20 protein-coding genes are annotated in these 18,870 nt (G+C 66.0%); 14 read left to right on the forward strand and 6 right to left on the reverse strand.

The window, feature by feature from the left end; translation table 11 throughout:
• The first annotated feature begins 56 nt into the window (after nt 1–56).
• Nucleotides 57–659 (forward strand): hypothetical protein, encoded by a 603-nt coding sequence (locus ABIC51_RS34455; protein ID WP_175862966.1) that lies wholly within the window; start codon nt 57–59, stop codon nt 657–659.
• The gene (locus tag ABIC51_RS34460) at nt 646–1,617 is read left to right on the forward strand and encodes a beta propeller repeat protein (protein WP_175862967.1); all 972 of its coding nucleotides are present in this window, start codon (nt 646–648) and stop codon (nt 1,615–1,617) included. The genes ABIC51_RS34455 and ABIC51_RS34460 overlap by 14 nt, the downstream gene beginning before the upstream one ends.
• Nucleotides 1,618–1,723: 106 nt before the next feature.
• Here the strand turns inward: ABIC51_RS34460 and ABIC51_RS34465 are convergent, their stop codons facing one another.
• Both ABIC51_RS34465 and ABIC51_RS34470 read right to left on the reverse strand, forming a co-directional pair.
• Nucleotides 1,724–2,077 (reverse strand): hypothetical protein, encoded by a 354-nt coding sequence (locus ABIC51_RS34465; protein WP_059684601.1) that lies wholly within the window; start codon nt 2,075–2,077, stop codon nt 1,724–1,726.
• Nucleotides 2,078–2,327: 250 nt separating this feature from the next.
• Entirely contained in the window at nt 2,328–2,948 is a 621-nt protein-coding gene (locus ABIC51_RS34470; RefSeq protein ID WP_027790942.1) for a TetR/AcrR family transcriptional regulator, read from the reverse strand.
• 94 nt (nt 2,949–3,042) lie between these two features.
• On the opposite strand from ABIC51_RS34470, the gene ABIC51_RS34475 reads away from it, so the two are divergent.
• On the forward strand, nt 3,043–4,284 hold the full coding sequence (locus ABIC51_RS34475; RefSeq protein WP_175899445.1) for a glycosyltransferase: 1,242 nt from the start codon (nt 3,043–3,045) through the stop codon (nt 4,282–4,284).
• Between the two features lie 15 nt (nt 4,285–4,299).
• Here the strand turns inward: ABIC51_RS34475 and hutC are convergent, their stop codons facing one another.
• The 4 genes from hutC to ABIC51_RS40940 form a co-directional block, all read right to left on the reverse strand.
• Complete coding sequence (gene hutC / locus ABIC51_RS34480; RefSeq protein ID WP_060065241.1) at nt 4,300–4,995, reverse strand: histidine utilization transcriptional repressor HutC; 696 nt, start codon at nt 4,993–4,995, stop codon at nt 4,300–4,302.
• Between the two features lie 182 nt (nt 4,996–5,177).
• Nucleotides 5,178–6,305, reverse strand: coding sequence for a porin (locus ABIC51_RS34485; RefSeq protein WP_146252565.1), 1,128 nt, complete (start codon nt 6,303–6,305; stop codon nt 5,178–5,180).
• A gap of 152 nt (nt 6,306–6,457) precedes the next feature.
• Nucleotides 6,458–6,772, reverse strand: a complete 315-nt coding sequence (locus tag ABIC51_RS34490) for a hypothetical protein (protein ID WP_080981915.1) — start codon at nt 6,770–6,772, stop codon at nt 6,458–6,460.
• A 207-nt stretch (nt 6,773–6,979) separates the two neighbouring features.
• Nucleotides 6,980–7,327, reverse strand: coding sequence for a hypothetical protein (locus ABIC51_RS40940; RefSeq protein ID WP_230952147.1), 348 nt, complete (start codon nt 7,325–7,327; stop codon nt 6,980–6,982).
• On the opposite strand from ABIC51_RS40940, the gene kdpA reads away from it, so the two are divergent.
• The 11 genes from kdpA to ABIC51_RS34550 all read left to right on the forward strand — a co-directional run bounded on the left by kdpA (nt 7,326) and on the right by ABIC51_RS34550 (nt 18,813).
• Entirely contained in the window at nt 7,326–9,029 is a 1,704-nt protein-coding gene (gene kdpA / locus ABIC51_RS34500) for a potassium-transporting ATPase subunit KdpA (protein ID WP_354006922.1), read from the forward strand. The two genes, ABIC51_RS40940 and kdpA, sit on opposite strands and share 2 nt — an antisense overlap.
• Nucleotides 9,030–9,039: 10 nt before the next feature.
• On the forward strand, nt 9,040–9,738 hold the full coding sequence (gene kdpC, locus ABIC51_RS34505; RefSeq protein WP_027790948.1) for a potassium-transporting ATPase subunit KdpC: 699 nt from the start codon (nt 9,040–9,042) through the stop codon (nt 9,736–9,738).
• An 83-nt stretch (nt 9,739–9,821) separates the two neighbouring features.
• Entirely contained in the window at nt 9,822–11,846 is a 2,025-nt protein-coding gene (kdpB, locus tag ABIC51_RS34510; protein ID WP_060173224.1) for a potassium-transporting ATPase subunit KdpB, read from the forward strand.
• Nucleotides 11,847–11,926: 80 nt separating this feature from the next.
• On the forward strand, nt 11,927–13,633 hold the full coding sequence (locus tag ABIC51_RS34515; RefSeq protein WP_027790950.1) for a DUF4118 domain-containing protein: 1,707 nt from the start codon (nt 11,927–11,929) through the stop codon (nt 13,631–13,633).
• Nucleotides 13,630–14,382, forward strand: coding sequence for a response regulator (locus tag ABIC51_RS34520; protein WP_027790951.1), 753 nt, complete (start codon nt 13,630–13,632; stop codon nt 14,380–14,382). Before ABIC51_RS34515 ends, ABIC51_RS34520 begins: the two co-directional genes overlap by 4 nt.
• A 300-nt stretch (nt 14,383–14,682) precedes the next feature.
• The gene (locus ABIC51_RS34525) at nt 14,683–15,456 is read left to right on the forward strand and encodes an ABC transporter substrate-binding protein (RefSeq protein ID WP_027790952.1); all 774 of its coding nucleotides are present in this window, start codon (nt 14,683–14,685) and stop codon (nt 15,454–15,456) included.
• A 175-nt stretch (nt 15,457–15,631) separates the two neighbouring features.
• The gene (locus ABIC51_RS34530) at nt 15,632–16,321 is read left to right on the forward strand and encodes an ABC transporter permease (RefSeq protein ID WP_027790953.1); all 690 of its coding nucleotides are present in this window, start codon (nt 15,632–15,634) and stop codon (nt 16,319–16,321) included.
• On the forward strand, nt 16,318–17,031 hold the full coding sequence (locus ABIC51_RS34535; RefSeq protein WP_011355969.1) for an ABC transporter permease: 714 nt from the start codon (nt 16,318–16,320) through the stop codon (nt 17,029–17,031). The genes ABIC51_RS34530 and ABIC51_RS34535 overlap by 4 nt, the downstream gene beginning before the upstream one ends.
• A 33-nt stretch (nt 17,032–17,064) precedes the next feature.
• The gene (locus ABIC51_RS34540) at nt 17,065–17,832 is read left to right on the forward strand and encodes an ABC transporter ATP-binding protein (protein WP_027790954.1); all 768 of its coding nucleotides are present in this window, start codon (nt 17,065–17,067) and stop codon (nt 17,830–17,832) included.
• 74 nt (nt 17,833–17,906) lie between these two features.
• Nucleotides 17,907–18,341: a cupin domain-containing protein gene (locus tag ABIC51_RS34545; protein WP_060083365.1), complete on the forward strand. Its 435-nt coding sequence runs from the start codon at nt 17,907–17,909 to the stop codon at nt 18,339–18,341.
• Between the two features lie 334 nt (nt 18,342–18,675).
• Nucleotides 18,676–18,813 (forward strand): HHHH-motif protein, encoded by a 138-nt coding sequence (locus tag ABIC51_RS34550; RefSeq protein WP_021157327.1) that lies wholly within the window; start codon nt 18,676–18,678, stop codon nt 18,811–18,813.
• Nucleotides 18,814–18,870: the final 57 nt, after the last annotated feature.

Genomic DNA, 18,870 nt, shown 5'->3' on the forward strand with positions numbered 1-18,870 from the left:
AAAAATCGTACGACGAACGGCTTACAGTTCTGCAAGTGCATCAGGAGAAACAGGCAATGGCCCAGGCACAAGGAAAGGTCACCCCTAAAAATGATTCGGCAGGCGTTGAGGTCAATATTTGTCAACCCCAATGGATCGATGAGCAAGAAACGTTCAAGATCGCCAACAGTCCTCCGCGTACTGCAAATCTGACGTTCTCTGGGGCAGACCTTAATTACCTGGCCCGGGTGTTGTATGCGGAGTCGAGCGGAGCAGGGATACTGCCCGATGAAAGCGATCGCCGGATTGAGAAAGAGGCTCTGTTGAACGTTTTCTATTTCAGATTGAATCGAAAGGGATATCCAAGAAACGATTACATTGCTAAGACGTTTTCCATGGTTTGCAATGCTACTGGTCAATTTGACTCGTTGCAGCCGAAGCCGAGGCCGAAATTCATTAATTCCGGAAATCCGAAGTATAAGGCGTTGGGAAAGAACGAGTGTTCTGATTTGCAGGAATCGATCGACGCAGTGAAGGCTTTCATTGCAGGTGGACCGAACTCGAAATATATATACGATAACTTCAGATCCCGCTCCTCGCGTCATAGTGGCACGATTATCGGAAACTCAAAGTTTTGGCTTTCGGAATTGGGTAAGGAAGAATCCGATGCAGTGCGCTAAATGGATCAAGACTACGCTCGCTGCAGCCTTGTTTGCATTCGGGGGCGCGGCAAGCGTCGCTGATGCGGCGAATTCAGGCGCAGACAATCCGGTACACAAGCTGGAGATCGGTCGGCTGACGATTTTCCAGAAGTACTCGGAGTACCTGCGGTTCGTCTTGGCTGATGACAGGCAAATCGCCGTGACCGATACGGCGGGCTTCTATTGGCCATTGGTGAGCGCCGACGCGCAGGGGCGCTTCTACATCGGCAACAGGGTCATCGATAGCGCCAATGGTCGTGTGGTAAAAACCGACGCAGATCGACGAGCCATCGTCCTCGGCGCTCATTACACCGTGTCTGCTGACGATGTTCATCATTCGGTGAAGGTCCGGCGTGGTGGGCACGAGTGCGAAGTCAATGTCAGGAAACTGGGCCTTGATCCGGCAGACGGAAGTGCCAGCGAGTTTCTGCGCGGTGTCGTCCGCTTCGTTGATGCGGACGGGCCGCTGGTCGGCCTGGTAACGTTGGGCGGCAATCAGGCCGGCGATACCCGTTATCTTGCCGTCAGTATTTCGCCCGAGACATGCGCCGTAAAATCGACCGATCTCGGCAACCCGGATTATCTGTTTGAACTGGGTTGGACACCGAACGGACATTGGTGGATAACGGGTACGACCGAGGGAACGTTGATCCGTTCCGATGATGGCATCACGTGGGTCACGACCCAATTGCCTGATACGATTTCCCAGGCTGTCAGTGCGTACGTTGCCGATCCGAACCATGTCTGGCTCGCAGCCAATTATGCGCATATGGCGGACAAGGACAATCCCGAGATCGTGTATTCGGAGGATGGTGGCAAGACATGGATGCCGCTCACGTGGCAGAGCAGCTTGATGTCCCGTATCCCGCCATACTGGCTGGAAGGGCAAATGCGTTCCAGAAGCAAGCCTGTCATTAACGAGTCCAAGACTCGCTGACACAAGTCATCGAGCGACGATGCAGGCGGACGGTCGACGTGCTCGCCGCGGTCTGCGAACTCCTGCACCGCTCGGGCGCCTGAGCCCCCGAGCGGGCAGCGGGCATTCAGAACGCGAGCTGGATCGCGAGATCGATCGCCAGTAGCGCAATCGAGAGACCGATCCCGAGGATCACGTTCGGCAGCCGGTGCTCGAAGTCGCGATTGTCGCGGCGCATCGCGGCGCCGAGCAGGAAGATCGCCTCGACGAGGATCTGCAGCCCGACGAACAGCAGCATCAGCAGATACTCGTAACCCATCTGCTTGAACGCGCCGAACTGCATCCCGTGATCGCGGATCCATTGGCCGACGCGCAGCAGTTCGTAGACGAACAGCAAGGCGGGAAACAGGTAGCTGATGAAATAGGTCGGCGCGGTGGCGTGCCGTAGTTCGAGGTGGAAGTGCTGATGCGTGGTTGCCATCACGAATCCCTCCTTGCAACGCATGATTGCGGTCGCGACGGCCGCGCGACGATGTGCCGATACAGGGATTACCCGAGGCGTCGTGCGCAGCCGTACGTCGCCAGCATACTGCCGCGCGGGAAATTTGGCATGCGATGCATGCGTTCGTCGTAAAAATGCATATGCGCCGCGCGACGCGGCTATCGCACCGTATTCACCGGATGCGCTGCGCTGGCCGGTTCTGCGTCGCTCGATGCTTTACCGGTACCGTTCAGCGTTTCGCTTCCGCGCCTTCGACAAACAGCTTCGCGACCGCCTGGAACTCCCGTTTCAGCGACAGGCCCGGCACGGTCAGCCAGCGCAGCATCGCCGCGAGATACAGGTGATGGAACCACGTCGCGAGCTGGTCGGCCCGCAGCGTGCCGTTCAGTTCGCCTGATTGCTGCCCGGCTGCGATCAGCTGCTGCCACACGAGCGCGATATCGCTGCCGCTCTCGTTGCCGCTTTCCGGTTCGGCCACGCCGATGCTCAGGAAGCGATGGCGCAGATACGCGAGCAGGTACGCGGGATGCTGCTCGCACCACGCGGCCGATGCATCGAGCACGCAGCCGATGCGCGACACGAACGTCTTGCGCCGCGCGACATCGCGCTGCAGATGGGCGAGGTCGCGCGCGAGTTCACCTTCGAGCCAGTGCGCGAGCACGGCTTCCTTCGTCGCAAAGTGGTTGTACAGCGTGCGCTTCGCGACATCGGCCTGCGCGGCGATCTGCTCCATCGTGACGGCATCGTAACCGTGCGCGTCGAACAGGCGTGCGCCGGTGGCGGCGAGGTGCGCGAGCATCTGGATGCGCTTGCGCGCGCGGCGGCCCGGATCGTCGGTCGGAGTCGGCATGGCGAGGGATCGGATGAAAGTGTACGAATTGCATTAGTATACGACGTGCACTTTTATGAATCCACCTGCCACCGTCGGGTGCAAGGAGTCACGCATGAAACTCGTCATCGCCACCTACGGCACCGAGGGCGACACGCGCCCGCTCGCGGCGCTCGGTCGTGCGCTGATCGATGCCGGCCATGACGTCCGGTTGCTGGCCGACGCGGCAACGCTCGGCTCGGCCGCCATGCTCGGCGTGCCGTCGGCGGCGTTGTCCGGCGATATCCGCCGCGCGATTGCGCCGGAGGGCGCATTGGCCGATGCAGTGCGCGGGCGCGGCGGCTTCAACGACACGTCGAAGGCGCTCGCGGCGATCGCCAATGCGAACACGGCCGCGTGGATGCGGCAGGTCGCGGATGCGTCGGCCGGGTGCGATGCGATCCTCGTGTCGGGGCTCGTATCGTTCGTCGGCTTGTCGGTTGCCGAGTATCGCGGCGTGCCGGCGATCGGCGCCGGCATGATCCCGATTACGCCCACCGCGGCATTCGCATCGCCGTTCCTGCCGCCGCAGAAGGTGCCGCGCTGGCTGAACCGCGCGAGCCACCGGTTCGTGAACGCGCTGTTGTGGCAGGCGTTCAGGCAGTCGACGAACGCGGCGCGCGCGAGCGTGTGCGGGTTGCCGCCGCGCAGGCGGGTGTGGACCGATCACCCGATGCTGTACGGCGTGTCGCCGGCACTGCTGTCGGGCCCGGCCGACTGGCCGTCGCAGGCGCTGGCTTGCGGCCAGTGGCGAATCGATGCCCATGAATGGGAACCGCCGCCTGATCTCGCGGCGTTTCTCGACGCGGGCGATCCCCCCGTGTACATCGGTTTCGGCAGCATGGCCGGTTTCGATCGCGCCGGGATGGCCGATGCGCTCGTGCGCGCGCTCGCCGGCCGGCGTGCGCTGTTCCATCCGGGCTGGAGCGGTATCGACGCGTCGATGCTGCCCGCGCACGTTCATGTGATCGGCGATACGCCGCATGACCGGCTGTTCCCGCGTGTGTCGATGGCGATCCATCATGGCGGGTCGGGCACCACGCATTCGGCTGCGCGGGCCGGCATTCCGTCCGTCGTCGTGCCGTTCGCGGGCGATCAGTTCTTCTGGGCGAACCGGCTGCAGCGGCTCGGCGTCGCGGATGCGCCGGTCGCGGGGCGGCGCGTGGACGCCGCCGCGCTTGCGCGGGCCATTGCGTTCGCGGAGCGCGGCGACACGAAGGCGCGCGCAACGGAACTCGGCGCACGCATCGCGCGGGACGAAGGCCTGACGCTGGCCGTCAGTGCGATCGAGCGCCGGGGACGGCCGGGCGCGCGGTGAGCCCGCGCGTCGACGTCAGAAATGCCCGGTGAAGCGATAGCGGCTGCCCGGGTGCCACAGGTTGGCGACCGACGCGACCATCCCTTGCGACCACGTGCGTCGATGCAGCAGCAGGCACGGCTCGCGGTCGTCCATCGTCAGGTGGCGGCGTGTTTCGGCGTCGGGCATCGCGGCCTCGATCCGGTATTCGACGCGCTGCAGCGGCGCGACGCGCGTCAGGTACTGGTTCGGCGTCGTCGTCGTGAAGTCCTGCAATGCGTATTCGGGCGCGCAGGCCGGATTGACCCAGCGTTCCTCGAGCTGCACGGGCGTGTCGTTCTCGAAGTGCAGCACGCGCGAATGGAAGATCGGGCTGCCGGTGTCGAGCTGCAATTCGTCGGCGAGCTTTGCGTCGGCAACGGCCGCGCCGACCAGCAGCACCTGCGCGCGATAGCCGTGGCCGCGCGCGGCGACTTCGTCCGAGATGCTGCGGATCGCGACGAGCGTCGATTCGTACTTCGGCGACGCGACGTACGTGCCGGAGCCGCGCGTGCGCGTGAGCACCTGCTCGGCGGTCAGTTCGCGCAGTGCGCGGTTCACGGTCATCCGCGCGACGTTGAATTCGCGCGCGAGTTCGTTCTCCGACGGCACCTGGTCGCCTTCCGCCCATTCGCCGGCATGAATGCGCGCGAGGATGAAGTCCTTGATTTCCTGATAGATCGGTGTGGTCATGGGATCACGGTTCCAGAGTCGGCGGCGGCCCGCCGCCGAATGCCGATCCGGCGCGCGCCCGGCGCCGAGTGTACCGGTTTCGCGGGCGTGCGGGCCCGGATTTCCCGAATGATCCCTGTTCGGCCGGCGCGCGTCCATGCGGGATTGCACAGAGCGGCCGGCCCGCGGCAGTCCGCGCGCGGTCAGAACCGATGCCGGATGCCGACCGTCGCGACCACCTGCGTGTTGGTCGACGAAGCCGCGAGCCCCGTCACGTTCGCGAAGCCGAGCGTCGCGCCCGACGGCACGCCGAACTGGTGCTGGTAGACCGTCTCCGCATACACGTCGGTGCGCTTGCTGAGCGCGTAGTCGGCCATCAGCGTCACCTGGTGCCATTTCGGCCGGTGGCTGCCGGTGGCGTCGTCGTAGCGGCCATCGGTGAACGTATAGGCGCCCGCGAACGAGACGGCCGGTGTCAGCGTGTAGCGCGCGTTGACCTCGAAGTTGTCGAAACGCAGCGCGTTCAGCGCGCCGGGCAGCGACGACGCGGCCGTTTCGTCGAACATCGAGTGCGTCCACAGCGCGCCGACCGTCAGCCGGTCGAAGGCGTAGCTGCCGCCCGCGCCCATCACGCGCTGGCGCACGGCCGGGAAGTTCGGGCCGTCGTTCGTCGACAGCGCGCCGCCGGCCGTCAGCCCGCCGCGGTTGAGCTGCAGGTACGCGGCGCCGAGGCTGACCGGCCCGTTCGCATACGACACGCCCGCACTGTACGTGCGGTTGTTCGCGAAGCCGCCGGCCGCGTTGCTGAACCCGTACAGGCCGCCGAACTGCCAGCCGGCGAGCGTCGGGCTCGTGTATTTCACCGCGTTGTCGATGTAGAACGAATCGTCGATGTTGTCGTTGTCGAACGGATGCGACGCGAGATTGTTGCCGTCGCCGTTGTTCGCCATCGCGAGCGGGCCGAGGTAGTCGACCACGGCATCGTATTGGCGGCCGAGCGTCACCGCACCGTACCGGTCGCTCTGCAGGCCGACGTACGCGCGGCGGCCGAACATCGTGTTCCGGTAGGACTGCGTGCCGTTGTTCAGGTTGAAGCCGTTCTCGAGGCGGAACAGCGCATGCAGGCCGCCGCCGAGATCCTCGTTGCCGCTCAGGCCGAAGACCGTATTCGACAGCAGGCCGCTGCCTTGCTGCCACGCGCTTTTACCCGACTGGTTGTTCGTATAGGCGATGCCCGCATCCAGCATCCCGTAGAGCGTGACGCTGCTTTGCGCATGCGCGGCGGCGCCGAAGAATGCGAGGGAAAGGGTACCGACGACTGCTTTTTTCATTGTGAGTGCTTCCTGGAAAGGCCCGTCGCGACGGGAACGACGATTCGTCGCGCGTTCGCGCCGGAACACGCGTTCGAATCGATGAATCGATGAATCGTTGAAAAGGGGAGGCGGCGCGTGACGCGTGTCACGCGCGGCCGCGGCGAACGCCGCTAGTGCTGCAACAGGCGGATCGTGCCGAACTCGGCGGCCGGCAGCAGGCGGAGGATCGACAGGATGGCCGGCGATGCCTGCGACCGTGCGACCTCGAGCTCGATGCAGGCGCGCCCGGTGCGCTTGTCGATAGCGGCCGTGTAGAAATTGAGCGCGGCGCCGACCGCCTGGTGCAGCAGGCGCCGCACGACGGCGAGGTTGTCGGATTCGACGCGGATCGACAGCAGCACGCGTTCGTCGGCAGGGTACCGGCGCCGCGAACGAACGGGCGGCAGAGCGCGTGAAGCGGCGGTTTCGGTTCTGGTCGGTTTCATGCTGGCACCCCGGTCGCATCGTGCTCCGCACCGCGGAGATCTCGTCTTTGACATGCCGCCCATTCTAGGAATCGCGGTGACGATACGGTGTATAGACTCGCGCGGGCCCTGAAAAGAACGCATAAAAATGCCCGTCGGCCGGCTTTCGTCTTTACAGCTTTTTTATTCCTTGTAAAGAAATTGAACACCGCTTTGATACGCGGATTTCTACACTGTCGCATCCCATTCGCCAGACGAGCATGGGGGCGTCACGCGGGCCTGCGCCGGCAAGGCAAGGCCCGCCACGCCGACGATCGCGCGGTGTCGCCGCGCATATGAAAAAAGGGGAAAGCCATGTTGTGGATCACCGGCGCGCTGTCGCTCGCGCTCTTTATCTATCTGTTTCATGCATTGATCAAACCCGAGCGGTATTGATCGGCGCGATTCAACAGGAATTCGAAAAATATCGGTGGATGTCATGAGCGATCTGCTTTTCATTCTGTTCACGCTCGCGTTCTTTGCCTTGACGGCCGGTTTCATCACCGGCCTTGACCGGATCTGAGCGAGCGTCGACATGTTCAACAATCTCATTCAATTCGCGATCGTTCTCGCGATCATGCTGGCGCTGGTGCCCGTCGTCGGGAAATGGCTCGCGCACGCCTTTACGAGCCCGCGCCACGCGTGGGTCGAACGCCGTACCTATGCGCTGCTCGGCGTGAATCCCGACGAAGCGATGTCGTGGCAGCGCTACGGCATGGTGCTGCTGCTCGGCAATGCCGGGATGATGCTGCTCGGTTATCTGCTGCTGCGCATCCAGGACACGCTGCCGTTCGATGCACTGCAGCGCGCCGCGCAAAGCCCGGACCTCGCGTTCAACACCGCCGCGTCGTTCATCACGAACACGAACTGGCAGGCGTACGCGGGCGAGAGCAGCCTGTCGAACTTCTCGCAGATGGCCGTCATCACGTTCCTGATGGTGGCCAGCGCGGCGACCGGCATCGCGGCCGCGGGCGGCTTCATCCGCGGGCTGAGCCGCAAGAGCGCGGCGGACATCGGCAACTACTGGGTCGACTTCACGCGCGTGACCTATCGCGTGCTGCTGCCGCTCAGCTTCGCGATGGCGCTCGTGTACGTGTGGCAGGGCATGCCGCAGACGCTCGCGTCCGATGCGTGGGCGACCACGCTCGAAGGCGCGCGCCAGCAGATCGTGACGGGGCCCGTTGCCAGCCTCGAATCGATCAAGCACATCGGCACGAACGGCGGCGGCTTCTTCAGCATGAACGCCGCGCATCCGTTCGAGAACCCGACGCCGCTCACCAACACGCTGCACATGCTGTCGATGCTGCTGATTCCGTCCGCGCTGACATACACGCTCGGCACGATGATCGGCCGGCGCCGCCAGGGCTGGGTGATCCTCGGTGCGTTCGTCGTGATGTTCGTCGGCTTCCTCGCCGTGATCTATTCGGCCGAGCAGCACGGCAATCCGCTCGTGGCCGGGCTCGGCGTCGACCAGCAGATGAGCGCCGCGCAGCCGGGCGGCAACATGGAAGGCAAGGAGATGCGCTTCGGCATCGCGCAGACGAGCCTGTTCGCCACCGTCACGACCGCCGCGACCACCGGCTCGGTCGACGCGATGCACGACTCGCTGACGCCGCTCGGCGGCCTCGTGCCGATCGTGCAGATGATGCTGAACAACGTGTTCGGCGGCGACGGCGTCGGGCTGATCAACCTGTTCACGTTCGCGATCCTCACGGTGTTCCTGGTCGGGATGATGATCGGGCGCACGCCGGAATTCCTCGGCAAGAAGATCGAGGCGCGCGAGATGAAGCTCGTGATGCTCGCGGTGCTCGCGCATCCGTTCAGCATCCTCGGCTTCACCGCGCTGGCCGCGATGCTGCACTCGACGATGGACAGCCTCGCGAACCTCGGCCCGCACGGCTTCAGCGAAGTGCTGTACGCGTACACGTCGGGCACCGCCAACAACGGCTCCGCGTTCGCGGGCCTGAACGCGAACACGCCGTTCTTCAACACGACGATCGGCTTCGCGATGCTGATCGGCCGCTACCTGACGCTGCTGCCGATGCTCGCGGTCGCGGGCAGCCTCGCCGCGAAGAAGAGCGTGCCGGAAAGCGCGGGCACGCTGTCGACGTCGACGGGCCTGTTCGCCGGCATGCTGGTCTTCGTGATCCTGGTCGTCGGCGGCCTCACGTTCCTGCCCGCGCTCGCGCTCGGCCCGGTCGTCGAGCACCTGCTGATGTCGGGCGGCCAACTGTTCTGAGGAAAACATCATGATGCAAGGCAATCGCCAGGCAGCGGCCGCCGCCGCGCCGGCACCCGGTTCTTCGTTCGGCGCGGCGACGCGCGGCCTCGTGCGGCCCGTGATCGCGTCGTCGGTGCTGTTCATGCTCGTCACGGGCATCGCGTATCCGCTGCTCACCACGGGCGTCGCGAACGTGCTGTTCCCGTCGCAGGCGCGCGGCAGTCTCGTGGAGCGCAACGGCACGACGATCGGCTCGACGGTGATCGGGCAGTCCTTCACGCGCGCGGGCTACTTCCACGGGCGGCCGAGCGCGACGACCGGCACCGATCCGGCCGATCCGTCGAAGACGGTCGAACAGCCGTACAACGCGGCCGGCAGCGGCGCCAGCAACCAGGGGGCAACCAGCAGGAAGCTGCTCGCGGATATCGCGCAGCGGGTACGCGCATACCGGCAGGAGAACGCGCTCGCCGCCGGCACGCCGGTACCGGCGGATGCCGTGACCGCGTCGGCATCGGGGCTCGATCCCGAGATCTCGGTGGCGAACGCGCGGCTGCAGGCGGCACGCGTCGCGCAGGCACGCGGCGTCGATGCCGCACAGGTCGCGGCGCTGGTCGAACGCATCGCATCGCCGCGCCAGCTCGGCGTGCTCGGCGAACCGCGCGTGCGCGTGCTCGACCTGAACCTCGCGCTGGATCGCGCATTCGGCCAGGCGGCCGGCGCGAAGTAATGGCAGGAACCACGGAGTCACTCATGTCCCATATCGAAACCCCGATCAATCCGGCGGCGCTCCCGGTCGGCGCCGTGCCGCCGATGCGCCGGACGGCCGTGCTGCGCGAGGCCTTCCGCAAGCTCGCGCCGCGCGTGCAGTTGAAGAATCCCGTGATGTTCGTCGTCTATCTCGGCAGCATCGTCACGACCGTGCTGTGGCTGCAGGCGCTGACCGGCGCGGGCGATGCGCCGGCCGGCTTCATCTTCGCGGTCGCGTGCTGGCTGTGGTTCACCGTGCTGTTCGCGAACGCGGCCGAGGCGCTGGCCGAAGGGCGTGGCAAGGCGCAGGCCGACGCGCTGCGTGCGGCGCGCAAGCGCGTGTATGCGAAGGTGCTCGACGAGCCGAAGCGGTACGGCAGCACCAGCCATCGCGTGCCGAGCGACGAACTCGCCGCCGGCAGCATCGTGCTCGTCGAGGCCGGCGACACGATTCCCGCCGACGGCGAAGTGATCGACGGCGTCGCGTCGGTCGACGAATCGGCGATCACCGGCGAATCCGCGCCCGTGATCCGCGAGTCGGGCGGCGATTTCTCGTCGGTGACGGGCGGCACGCGCGTGCTGTCCGACTGGATCGTCGTGAAGATCACCGCGCAGCCGGGCGAGGCCTTTCTCGACCGGATGATCGCGATGGTCGAGGGCGCGAAGCGCGGCAAGACGCCGAACGAAGTCGCGCTGACGATCCTGCTCGTCGCGCTGACGATCATCTTCCTGCTCGTGTGCGCGACGCTGCTGCCGTTCTCGCAGTTCAGCGTGCTGCTGAACGCGTCGGGTTCGGCGGTGAGCCTGACCGTGCTGATCGCGCTGCTCGTCTGCCTGATCCCGACGACGATCGGCGCGCTGCTGTCGGCGATCGGCATCGCGGGGATGAGCCGCATGATGCGCGCGAACGTGCTCGCGACGTCGGGCCGCGCGATCGAGGCGGCCGGCGACGTCGACGTGCTGCTGCTCGACAAGACCGGCACGATCACGCTCGGCAACCGCGAGGCCGTGCAGTTCCGGCCGGCGCCGGGCGTGGACGAGCGTGCGCTGGCCGAGGCCGCGCAGCTGTCGTCGCTTGCCGACGAGACGCCCGAGGGGCGTTCGATCGTCGCGCTCGCGAAACAGCGGTTCTCGCTGGAAGGCAAGACGATCGACGGCGGTTTTGCCGTGCCGTTCAGCGCGCGCACGCGGATGAGCGGCCTCGATATCGGCGGGCGGCAGGTGCGCAAGGGCGCGGCGTCGGCGATCCGCGCGCACGTCGATGCGCTCGGCGGCGCGTTTCCGCAGGCGGTCGAGACGGCCGTCAACGAAATCGCGCGGCGCGGCGGCACGCCGCTCGTCGTCGCCGACGGCGCCCGCGTGCTCGGCGCGATCGAGCTGAAGGACATCGTCAAGCACGGGATCGCCGCGCGCTTCGCCGAGTTGCGCAAGGTCGGCGTGAAGACCGTGATGATCACCGGCGACAACCGCCTCACCGCGGCGGCGATCGCGGCGGAAGCCGGCGTCGACGATTACCTGGCCGAAGCGACGCCCGAGGACAAGCTGCGGCTGATCCGCGAGCACCAGGCGAAGGGCCATCTCGTCGCGATGACGGGCGACGGCACCAACGACGCGCCCGCACTCGCGCAGGCCGACGTGGCCGTCGCGATGCACAGCGGCACGCAGGCGGCGAAGGAGGCGGCCAACATGGTCGACCTCGACAGCAACCCGACGAAGCTGATGCAGGTGGTCGAGGTCGGCAAGCAGATGATCATGACGCGCGGCGCGCTGACCACGTTCAGCGTCGCCAACGATCTCGCGAAGTATTTCGCGATCATCCCGGCCGCGTTCGTCGCGACCTATCCGGCGCTCGGCGCGCTGAACGTGATGGGCCTGCACAGCCCGACGTCGGCGATCCTGTCGGCGGTGATCTTCAATGCGCTGATCATCGTCGCGCTGATCCCGCTCGCGCTGAAGGGCGTGAAGTATCGCGCGGAGCCGGCCGGGAAGCTGCTGGGGCGCAACCTGCTGATCTACGGCGTGGGCGGAATCGTCGCACCGTTCATCGGCATCAAGCTGATCGACATGCTGTTGACGCCGTTTATCTGACCGAACGCGCCGTCGCGGCCCCGCTCACGCCTTCGCGGCGTGCGCGGGGCCGTTCGGCGTTTCAATTGCCGGAAGCGATCATGGATGTGAATGTGAACGTGAAGGATGCGCATCGACGGGCAACGGGGCGGCGGGACACCGCTGCCCGCCGCAGCGGGGCCGGCGCGCGCCGCGACCGCTGGCGAGCCGTGCTGCGCGCGTGCGCGGCGCTGGCCGACCGCATCGCGGGCGCGGGGCCCGATACGCGGCCGGCGCTGGCCGTGCGCGAGGCGCACCCGCGCACGCATGCGTGGGTGTCGCAGTACGCGGTGCCGCTGCTGCTCGCCACGCTCGTGTGCGCGCTGGCGACGCTGGCGGCGAGCGCGCTGCTGCGCGTGTTCGACCTGTCGAACGTCGTGATGCTGTTCCTGATGACCGTCGTGCTGATCGCGCTGCGGCTCGGCCGGCTAGCCGGTGCGTGGGCCGCGTTCGTCTGCGTCGGCTGCTTCGACTTCTTCTTCGTCGAGCCGAGGCTGTCGTTCGCGGTGTCCGATACGCAGTACGTGTTCACGTTCGCTCTGATGCTCGCCGTCGCGCTCGCGATCGGCCAGCTCGCGGCACGCCTGCGCGCGGAGGCGCGGGCCGCGCGCGCGAACGAGAAGCGCTCGGCCGCGCTCGCGCGTGTCGCGCACGACCTGTCGGCGGCGATCGAAACCGAACAGATCGCGTCGATCTGCACCGGCACGATCGCGCCGCTGCTCGGCGTGCGCGTCGCGCTCGTGCTGCCCGATGCGGACGACCGTCTGATGCCGGCGCCGCACGCCGCGTTCGTCGAAGCGCCGATCGCGCGCTGGGCCTACGAGCATGCGCGCGGCGCCGGGTGCGGGCTGCCGCCGTTCGAGCGCGCGGCCGCGCAATACCTGCCGCTGAAGGCGCCGATGCGCGTGCGCGGCGTGCTCGTGCTGTTCGGCGACGCGCAGCCGGTACCCACGGACCCCGACGATCGCCGCCTGATCGACGCGCTGTGTTCGTCGATCGCGATGGCGCTCGAACGCGTGCACTACGTCGGCGTTGCGCAGCACACGCTCGTCCGGATCGAAGGCGAGCGGCTGCGCAACGCGCTGCTCGCCGCCGTGTCGCACGACCTGAAGACGCCGCTGACCGCGATCCGCGGGCTCGCCGAGACGCTGGAGCGGCCCGAGCGGCTGGCCGACGGGCAGCCGGCCGCGCTCGCGCACGGCATCCGCAACCAGGCCGAGGCGCTGCACGGGCTCGTCGTGAACCTGCTCGATCTCGCGCGGATGCAGAGCGAGGGCGTGCGGCTGAATCGCGAGTGGCACATGCTCGACGAGATCGTCGGCAGCGCGCTCGCGCATTCGGCCGGCGTGCTGGCCGGCCGCGACGTGAGCGCCGACCTGCCGGCCGATCTGCCGCTGATCGACGTCGACGCACTGCTGATCGAGCGCGTGCTGATGAACCTGCTCGACAACGCGGCGAAGTACGCGGGCGCGGATGCGGCCGTGGCGGTGCGCGCACGCGTGTTCGGCGAAACGCTGTACGTGTTCGTCGAGGACGACGGGCCCGGCTTCGTCGCGCGCAACACCGAGCCGCTGTTCGAGCCGTTCGAGCGCGAGCGCAAGGAATCGTCGATCAGCGGCGTGGGGCTCGGGCTCGCGCTGTGCCGCAGCATCGTCAACGCGCACGGCGGCTCGATCCGCGCGGTGCCGCTCGATCCGCACGGCGCGCGGTTCGAGATTCGCCTGCCACTGGGTGCGCCGCCCGACATCGAACACGAGAGCCGGACATGATCAGATCGCGCGTACTTATCGTCGAGGACGAATCGGACATCCGCCGTTTCGTGCGGATGGCACTGGAACAGGAGGGGCTCGACACCTGCGAGGCGTCGACGGCCCGCGAGGCGCGGATGTACGCGTCGAGCAGCAAGCCCGATCTCGTGATCGTCGATCTCGGGCTGCCGGACGACGACGGCAAGACGTTCATCCGCGAACTGCGCGAATGGTCGACGGTGCCGGTGATCGTGCTGTCGGCGCGGCAGCAGGAGGTGGAGAAGGTCGCGGCGCTCGACGCGGGCGCGGACGATTACCTGCCGAAGCCGTTCGGCGTGCCCGAACTGCTCGCGCGGGCGCGCGCGCAGTTGCGGCGCGCGGCGTTCGTGTCGGCCGACGGGCAATCGTCGTCGATCGTGCGCTTCGGCGACGTGACCGTCGATCTCGGCAAACACGAAGTCGCCCGCGGCGGCGAGCCGGTTCATCTGACGCGCCTCGAATTCCGGCTGCTCGCCGCGCTGATTCGCGCGCGCGGCGGCGTGGTCGCCGCGCGGCAATTGCTGGCCGAGGTGTGGGGGATCCACGACGCGGAACGCGCGCACTACGTGCGCGTGTACATGACGAACCTGCGGCAGAAGCTCGAACCGGTGCCGGCGCGCCCGCGGCACCTGTTGACGGAACTGCAGTTCGGCTACCGGCTGGTCGGTCTGGAAACGGTCGGCATGACGGACGGGCAGCGTGATGCGGCGTCGGCAGGTCTAGACAGGTGAAAACCCGCTCCCGGCCACGAACCTGCGCACGGAGAAAGCTGTCGTTTAGCTCGATGTAATTCGTAATTAATTGAAATTGAAGGGAATTTACGACCCACGACCATAATCCGCCGACAATTAGAGATAAACACGGATTGCTGGTGGTGCGCCTGCGCGGGCAAAGTTGTATGTACAACTTGGGCGGTCGCCGGAGGAGGCGATGCCCGGGTTGGAAGGGTTCACGGCGGGGCGCCGTGCCGGCCGCGCCGGTGCGGGCTGTCCGACGGGACCCTTGCCCAGTTCGTCCACGACAGGAACGTCATGAAGAAACTCGCGCTCAGTATTGCCCTCGCCTGCATCGCGGTCGGTGCCCACGCCAAGGATTGGTCGACGATCCGGTTCGGCGTCGACGCCAGCTATCCGCCGTTCGAATCGAAGGACGCAAGCGGCAAGGTCGTCGGCTTCGACGTCGATCTCGGCAACGAGATCTGCGCCCGCCTGAAGGCGAAGTGCGTGTGGATCGAGAACGACTTCGACGGGATGATTCCCGCGCTGAAGGCGAAGAAGTTCGACGGCGTGCTGTCGTCGATGTCGATGACGCCGGCGCGTGCCGAGCAGATCGCGTTCTCCGACAAGCTGTTCAACACGCCGACGCGCCTCGTCGCGAAGAAGGGCGCGAACCTGCAGCCGACGGCCGAATCGCTGAAGGGCAAGTCGGTCGGCGTCGAGCAGGGGACCATCCAGGAAACCTACGCGAAGACGTACTGGGCGCCGAAGGGCGTGCGGGTCGTGCCTTACCAGAACCAGGACGGCGTTTACCAGGACCTGATGTCGGGCCGCCTCGACGCGGCGCTGCAGGACGCGGTGCAGGCCGACATCGGTTTCCTGAAGACGCCGCGCGGCGCGAGCTTCGACTTCGCCGGCAAGGACATCGACGATCCGAAGACGCTCGGCAACGGCGCCGGCATCGGGCTGCGCAAGGACGACGCCGACCTGAAGGCGAAGATCGACCACGCGATCGCCGACATCATCAAGGACGGCACGTACAAGAAGCTCGAGAAGAAGTACTTCGCATTCGACGTCTACGGCGGCTGACCGTCCGTGCGGCGCGCATCGCTTGCGGCGCGCGCCGCATCCGTTGCCGGGTGCAATCCGCTTCACGGGATGCGTCCGGCTTGATGAGCGGGTCGCATCAGGTAGTGCGCAGATATCGTTTGATGCGCGGTTAATGGCTATTGACAATCCAGCCACTTCGTTCTGGATCCCTTCTATGATCTTCCAAGGATTTGGCCCGCTTCTGTGGGCCGGCACGGTCGAGACCGTGAAGCTCGCGGTGCTGTCGCTGGCCGCGTCGCTCGTTCTGGGCCTCATCGGTGCGAGCGCGAAGCTGTCGACGAACCGCGTGCTCAAGTCGATCGGCACCTTCTACACGACGCTGATCCGCGCGGTGCCGGATCTCGTGCTGATGCTGCTGCTGTTCTACGGGATCCAGATCCTGCTGAACAACTTCACCGACATGCTCGGCTGGGACCAGATCGACATCGACCCGTTCGTGGCGGGCGTCATCACGCTCGGCTTCATCTACGGCGCGTACTTCACCGAGACGTTCCGCGGTGCGTTCCTGTCGGTGCCGCGCGGCCAGCTCGAAGCGGGCTTCGCATACGGGATGAGCGGCTGGCGCGTGTTCCGCCGCATCCTGTTCCCGCAGATGATGCGCTTCGCGCTGCCCGGCATCGGCAACAACTGGCAGGTGCTCGTGAAGGCCACCGCGCTCGTGTCGATCATCGGCCTCGCCGACGTCGTCAAGGCGTCGCAGGACGCGGGCAAGAGCACGCTCGATTTCTTCTTCTTCACGCTTGCGGCAGGCGCGATCTACCTCGCCATCACGACGGTGTCCAACGTCGTGCTGCATCACCTCGAGAAGCGTTATTCCGTCGGCGTCCGGAGGCTCGCACTGTGATCGAACTCGTCAGCCAGTACTGGCAAAGCTATCTCTACACCGACGGCTACCGCTTCAGCGGCCTCGCGATCACGCTGTGGTTGCTGGTCGTGTCGATCGCGCTGGGCTTCGCGCTCGCCGTGCCGCTCGCGATCGCGCGCGCGTCGTCGAACCGCTGGATCTCGGGCCCGGTGTGGCTCTATACGTACGTGTTCCGCGGCACGCCGCTCTACGTGCAGCTGCTGATGTGCTACACGGGCATCTACAGCCTGCAGGTCGTGCACAACCACGTGCTGCTCGACACGTTCTTCCGCAACGCGATGAACTGCACGCTGCTCGCGTTCGTGCTGAACGAATGCGCGTATGCGACGGAGATCTTCGCGGGCGCGATCAAGGCGACGTCGGCCGGCGAGATCGAGGCCGGCATGGCCTACGGGATGTCGCGCTTCAAGCTCTATACGCGGATCATCCTGCCGTCCGCGCTGCGCCGCTCGCTGCCGAGCTACAGCAACGAAGTGATCCTGATGCTGCACGCGACGACGCTCGCGTTCACCGCGACCGTGCCCGACATCCTGAAGGTCACGCGCGACGTCAATTCGGCGACGTACATGTCGTTCCAGGCCTACGGCATCGCGGCCGTGCTGTACGCCGTCGTCGTGTTCACGCTCATCTGGGCGTTCCGCAAGCTCGAGACGCGCTGGCTCGCGTACCTCTCGCCGCGCGGCCATTAACGCATTCGCAAGATTCGCAAGGAAGGACCCAGCATGTACAAGCTTACCGTTGACAACCTGCACAAGAAGTTCGGCGACAACGAGGTGTTGAAGGGCGTGTCGATGAAGGCGAAGGCCGGCGACGTGATCAGCATCATCGGCTCGAGCGGCTCCGGCAAGAGCACGTTCCTGCGCTGCATCAACTTCCTCGAGCAGCCGTGCTCGGGGCAGATCACGATCGGCAGCGAGCCGATCGAGACCACGCGCGACCGCAACGGCTCGCTGCGGGTGGCCGACCAGAAGCAGCTGCAGCGGATGCGCACCAAGCTGTCGATGGTGTTCCAGCACTTCAACCTGTGGGCGCACATGACGGTGCTCGAGAACGTGATCGAAGCGCCGATGGCCGTGCTCGGGGTGAGCAGGGACGAGGCGATCGCGCGGGCGCGCAAGTACCTGGAGAAGGTCGGCCTCGCGCCGCGCGTCGAGGGCATGTATCCGTCGCACCTGTCGGGCGGCCAGCAGCAGCGCGTGGCCATTGCGCGCGCGCTCGCGATGGAGCCGGAAGTGATGCTGTTCGACGAGCCGACGTCGGCGCTCGATCCGGAGCTGGTGGGCGAAGTGCTGAAGGTGATGCAGAAGCTCGCCGAGGAAGGCCGCACGATGGTCGTCGTCACGCACGAGATGGGCTTCGCGCGCAACGTGTCGAATCACGTGATCTTCCTGCATCAGGGAAAGATCGAGGAGGAAGGGAATCCGCAGGAGATTCTCGTGAATCCGAAGAGCGAACGGCTCGGGCAGTTCCTGTCGGGGCGGCTGAAGTAAGCAGGCGGGCGGTGGTGCAGGGTGGAACGCTAAATGCTTGTCTCGCGGAATCCTTTCGATGAAGGAGCACCGCGATGAGCGAGCAGACCACCACCGCTTTTTCCCATGTGAAGCCGCAGGACACCGCGTATCGCGGCGAAGGCCTGCGCGACTTCTTCCTGTATCGCGATCTCGGCATCGCGGCCGCGACGAACGGCAAGGTCGTCGCGCAACTCGTCAGGGCGAATCATGCACCGGAGGCGGGCACCGGCTGGCACCGTCACGAGGCCGAGTTCCATATCGTGATCATGCTGAAGGGCTGGGCGCGCTTCATGTACGGCGAACGGGAGACGCTGGTGGCGGCCGGCGACTGCGTGCATCAGGCGCCGGGGATCGTCCACTATCTGTTCGACTACTCGCCTGACATGGAATACCTGGAGATCGTCGGGCCCGCCGATTTCAAGTCGATCGACGTCGACGGGCCGTGCGCCGTGCCGCCGCCGACGCCGTGGGGGGAGGCCGGCGCGTAGCTGCCCGGTTGCCCCCTGGGCGCGCATCACGCGCACGCTTGCATCAGACCGCCTTCGGGCGGTTTTTTCGTTGTGCGCTTCCTGGAAACTTCCGTGCGTACCGATCACGCCTGCTGCACGTTTCCCCTTCCCCGGCAACGTTCTTTCGAATTCCGAACGGTCGGGAAGCTGAAGATCCGGAAAGAAAAGAAAGGCATTCGTCAGCTTCGACGCGCTGGCCGCGCCGCGATGTCAAAGATCGTCAATTGCGCGGGGCGGCGGTGCACGGCCTGCCGACGACCGGCGTTAAGGAGGTGCCAGCCGGATCGCCGGTTGACCTACCCGGGAGAGTTTCATGAAGCGCATCGCGAAGATCCTGACGGCTACCGCAGTGGCATGTGCGGTTCTTGTTCCGGCGCTTGCCGAAGCGCATTCGCATCGTGTGTGCCACGTCGATCATCACCACCATCGCGTGTGCCGCTGGGTGCGGTAAGCGCGAATTTTCCGGGGCGACCCGGAACGCATTCTTCAGTCAGGCAAATCAGGAGAG

The sequence above is a fragment of the Burkholderia sp. 572 genome (assembly GCF_040545135.1).
Classification (GTDB): domain Bacteria; phylum Pseudomonadota; class Gammaproteobacteria; order Burkholderiales; family Burkholderiaceae; genus Burkholderia; species Burkholderia cepacia.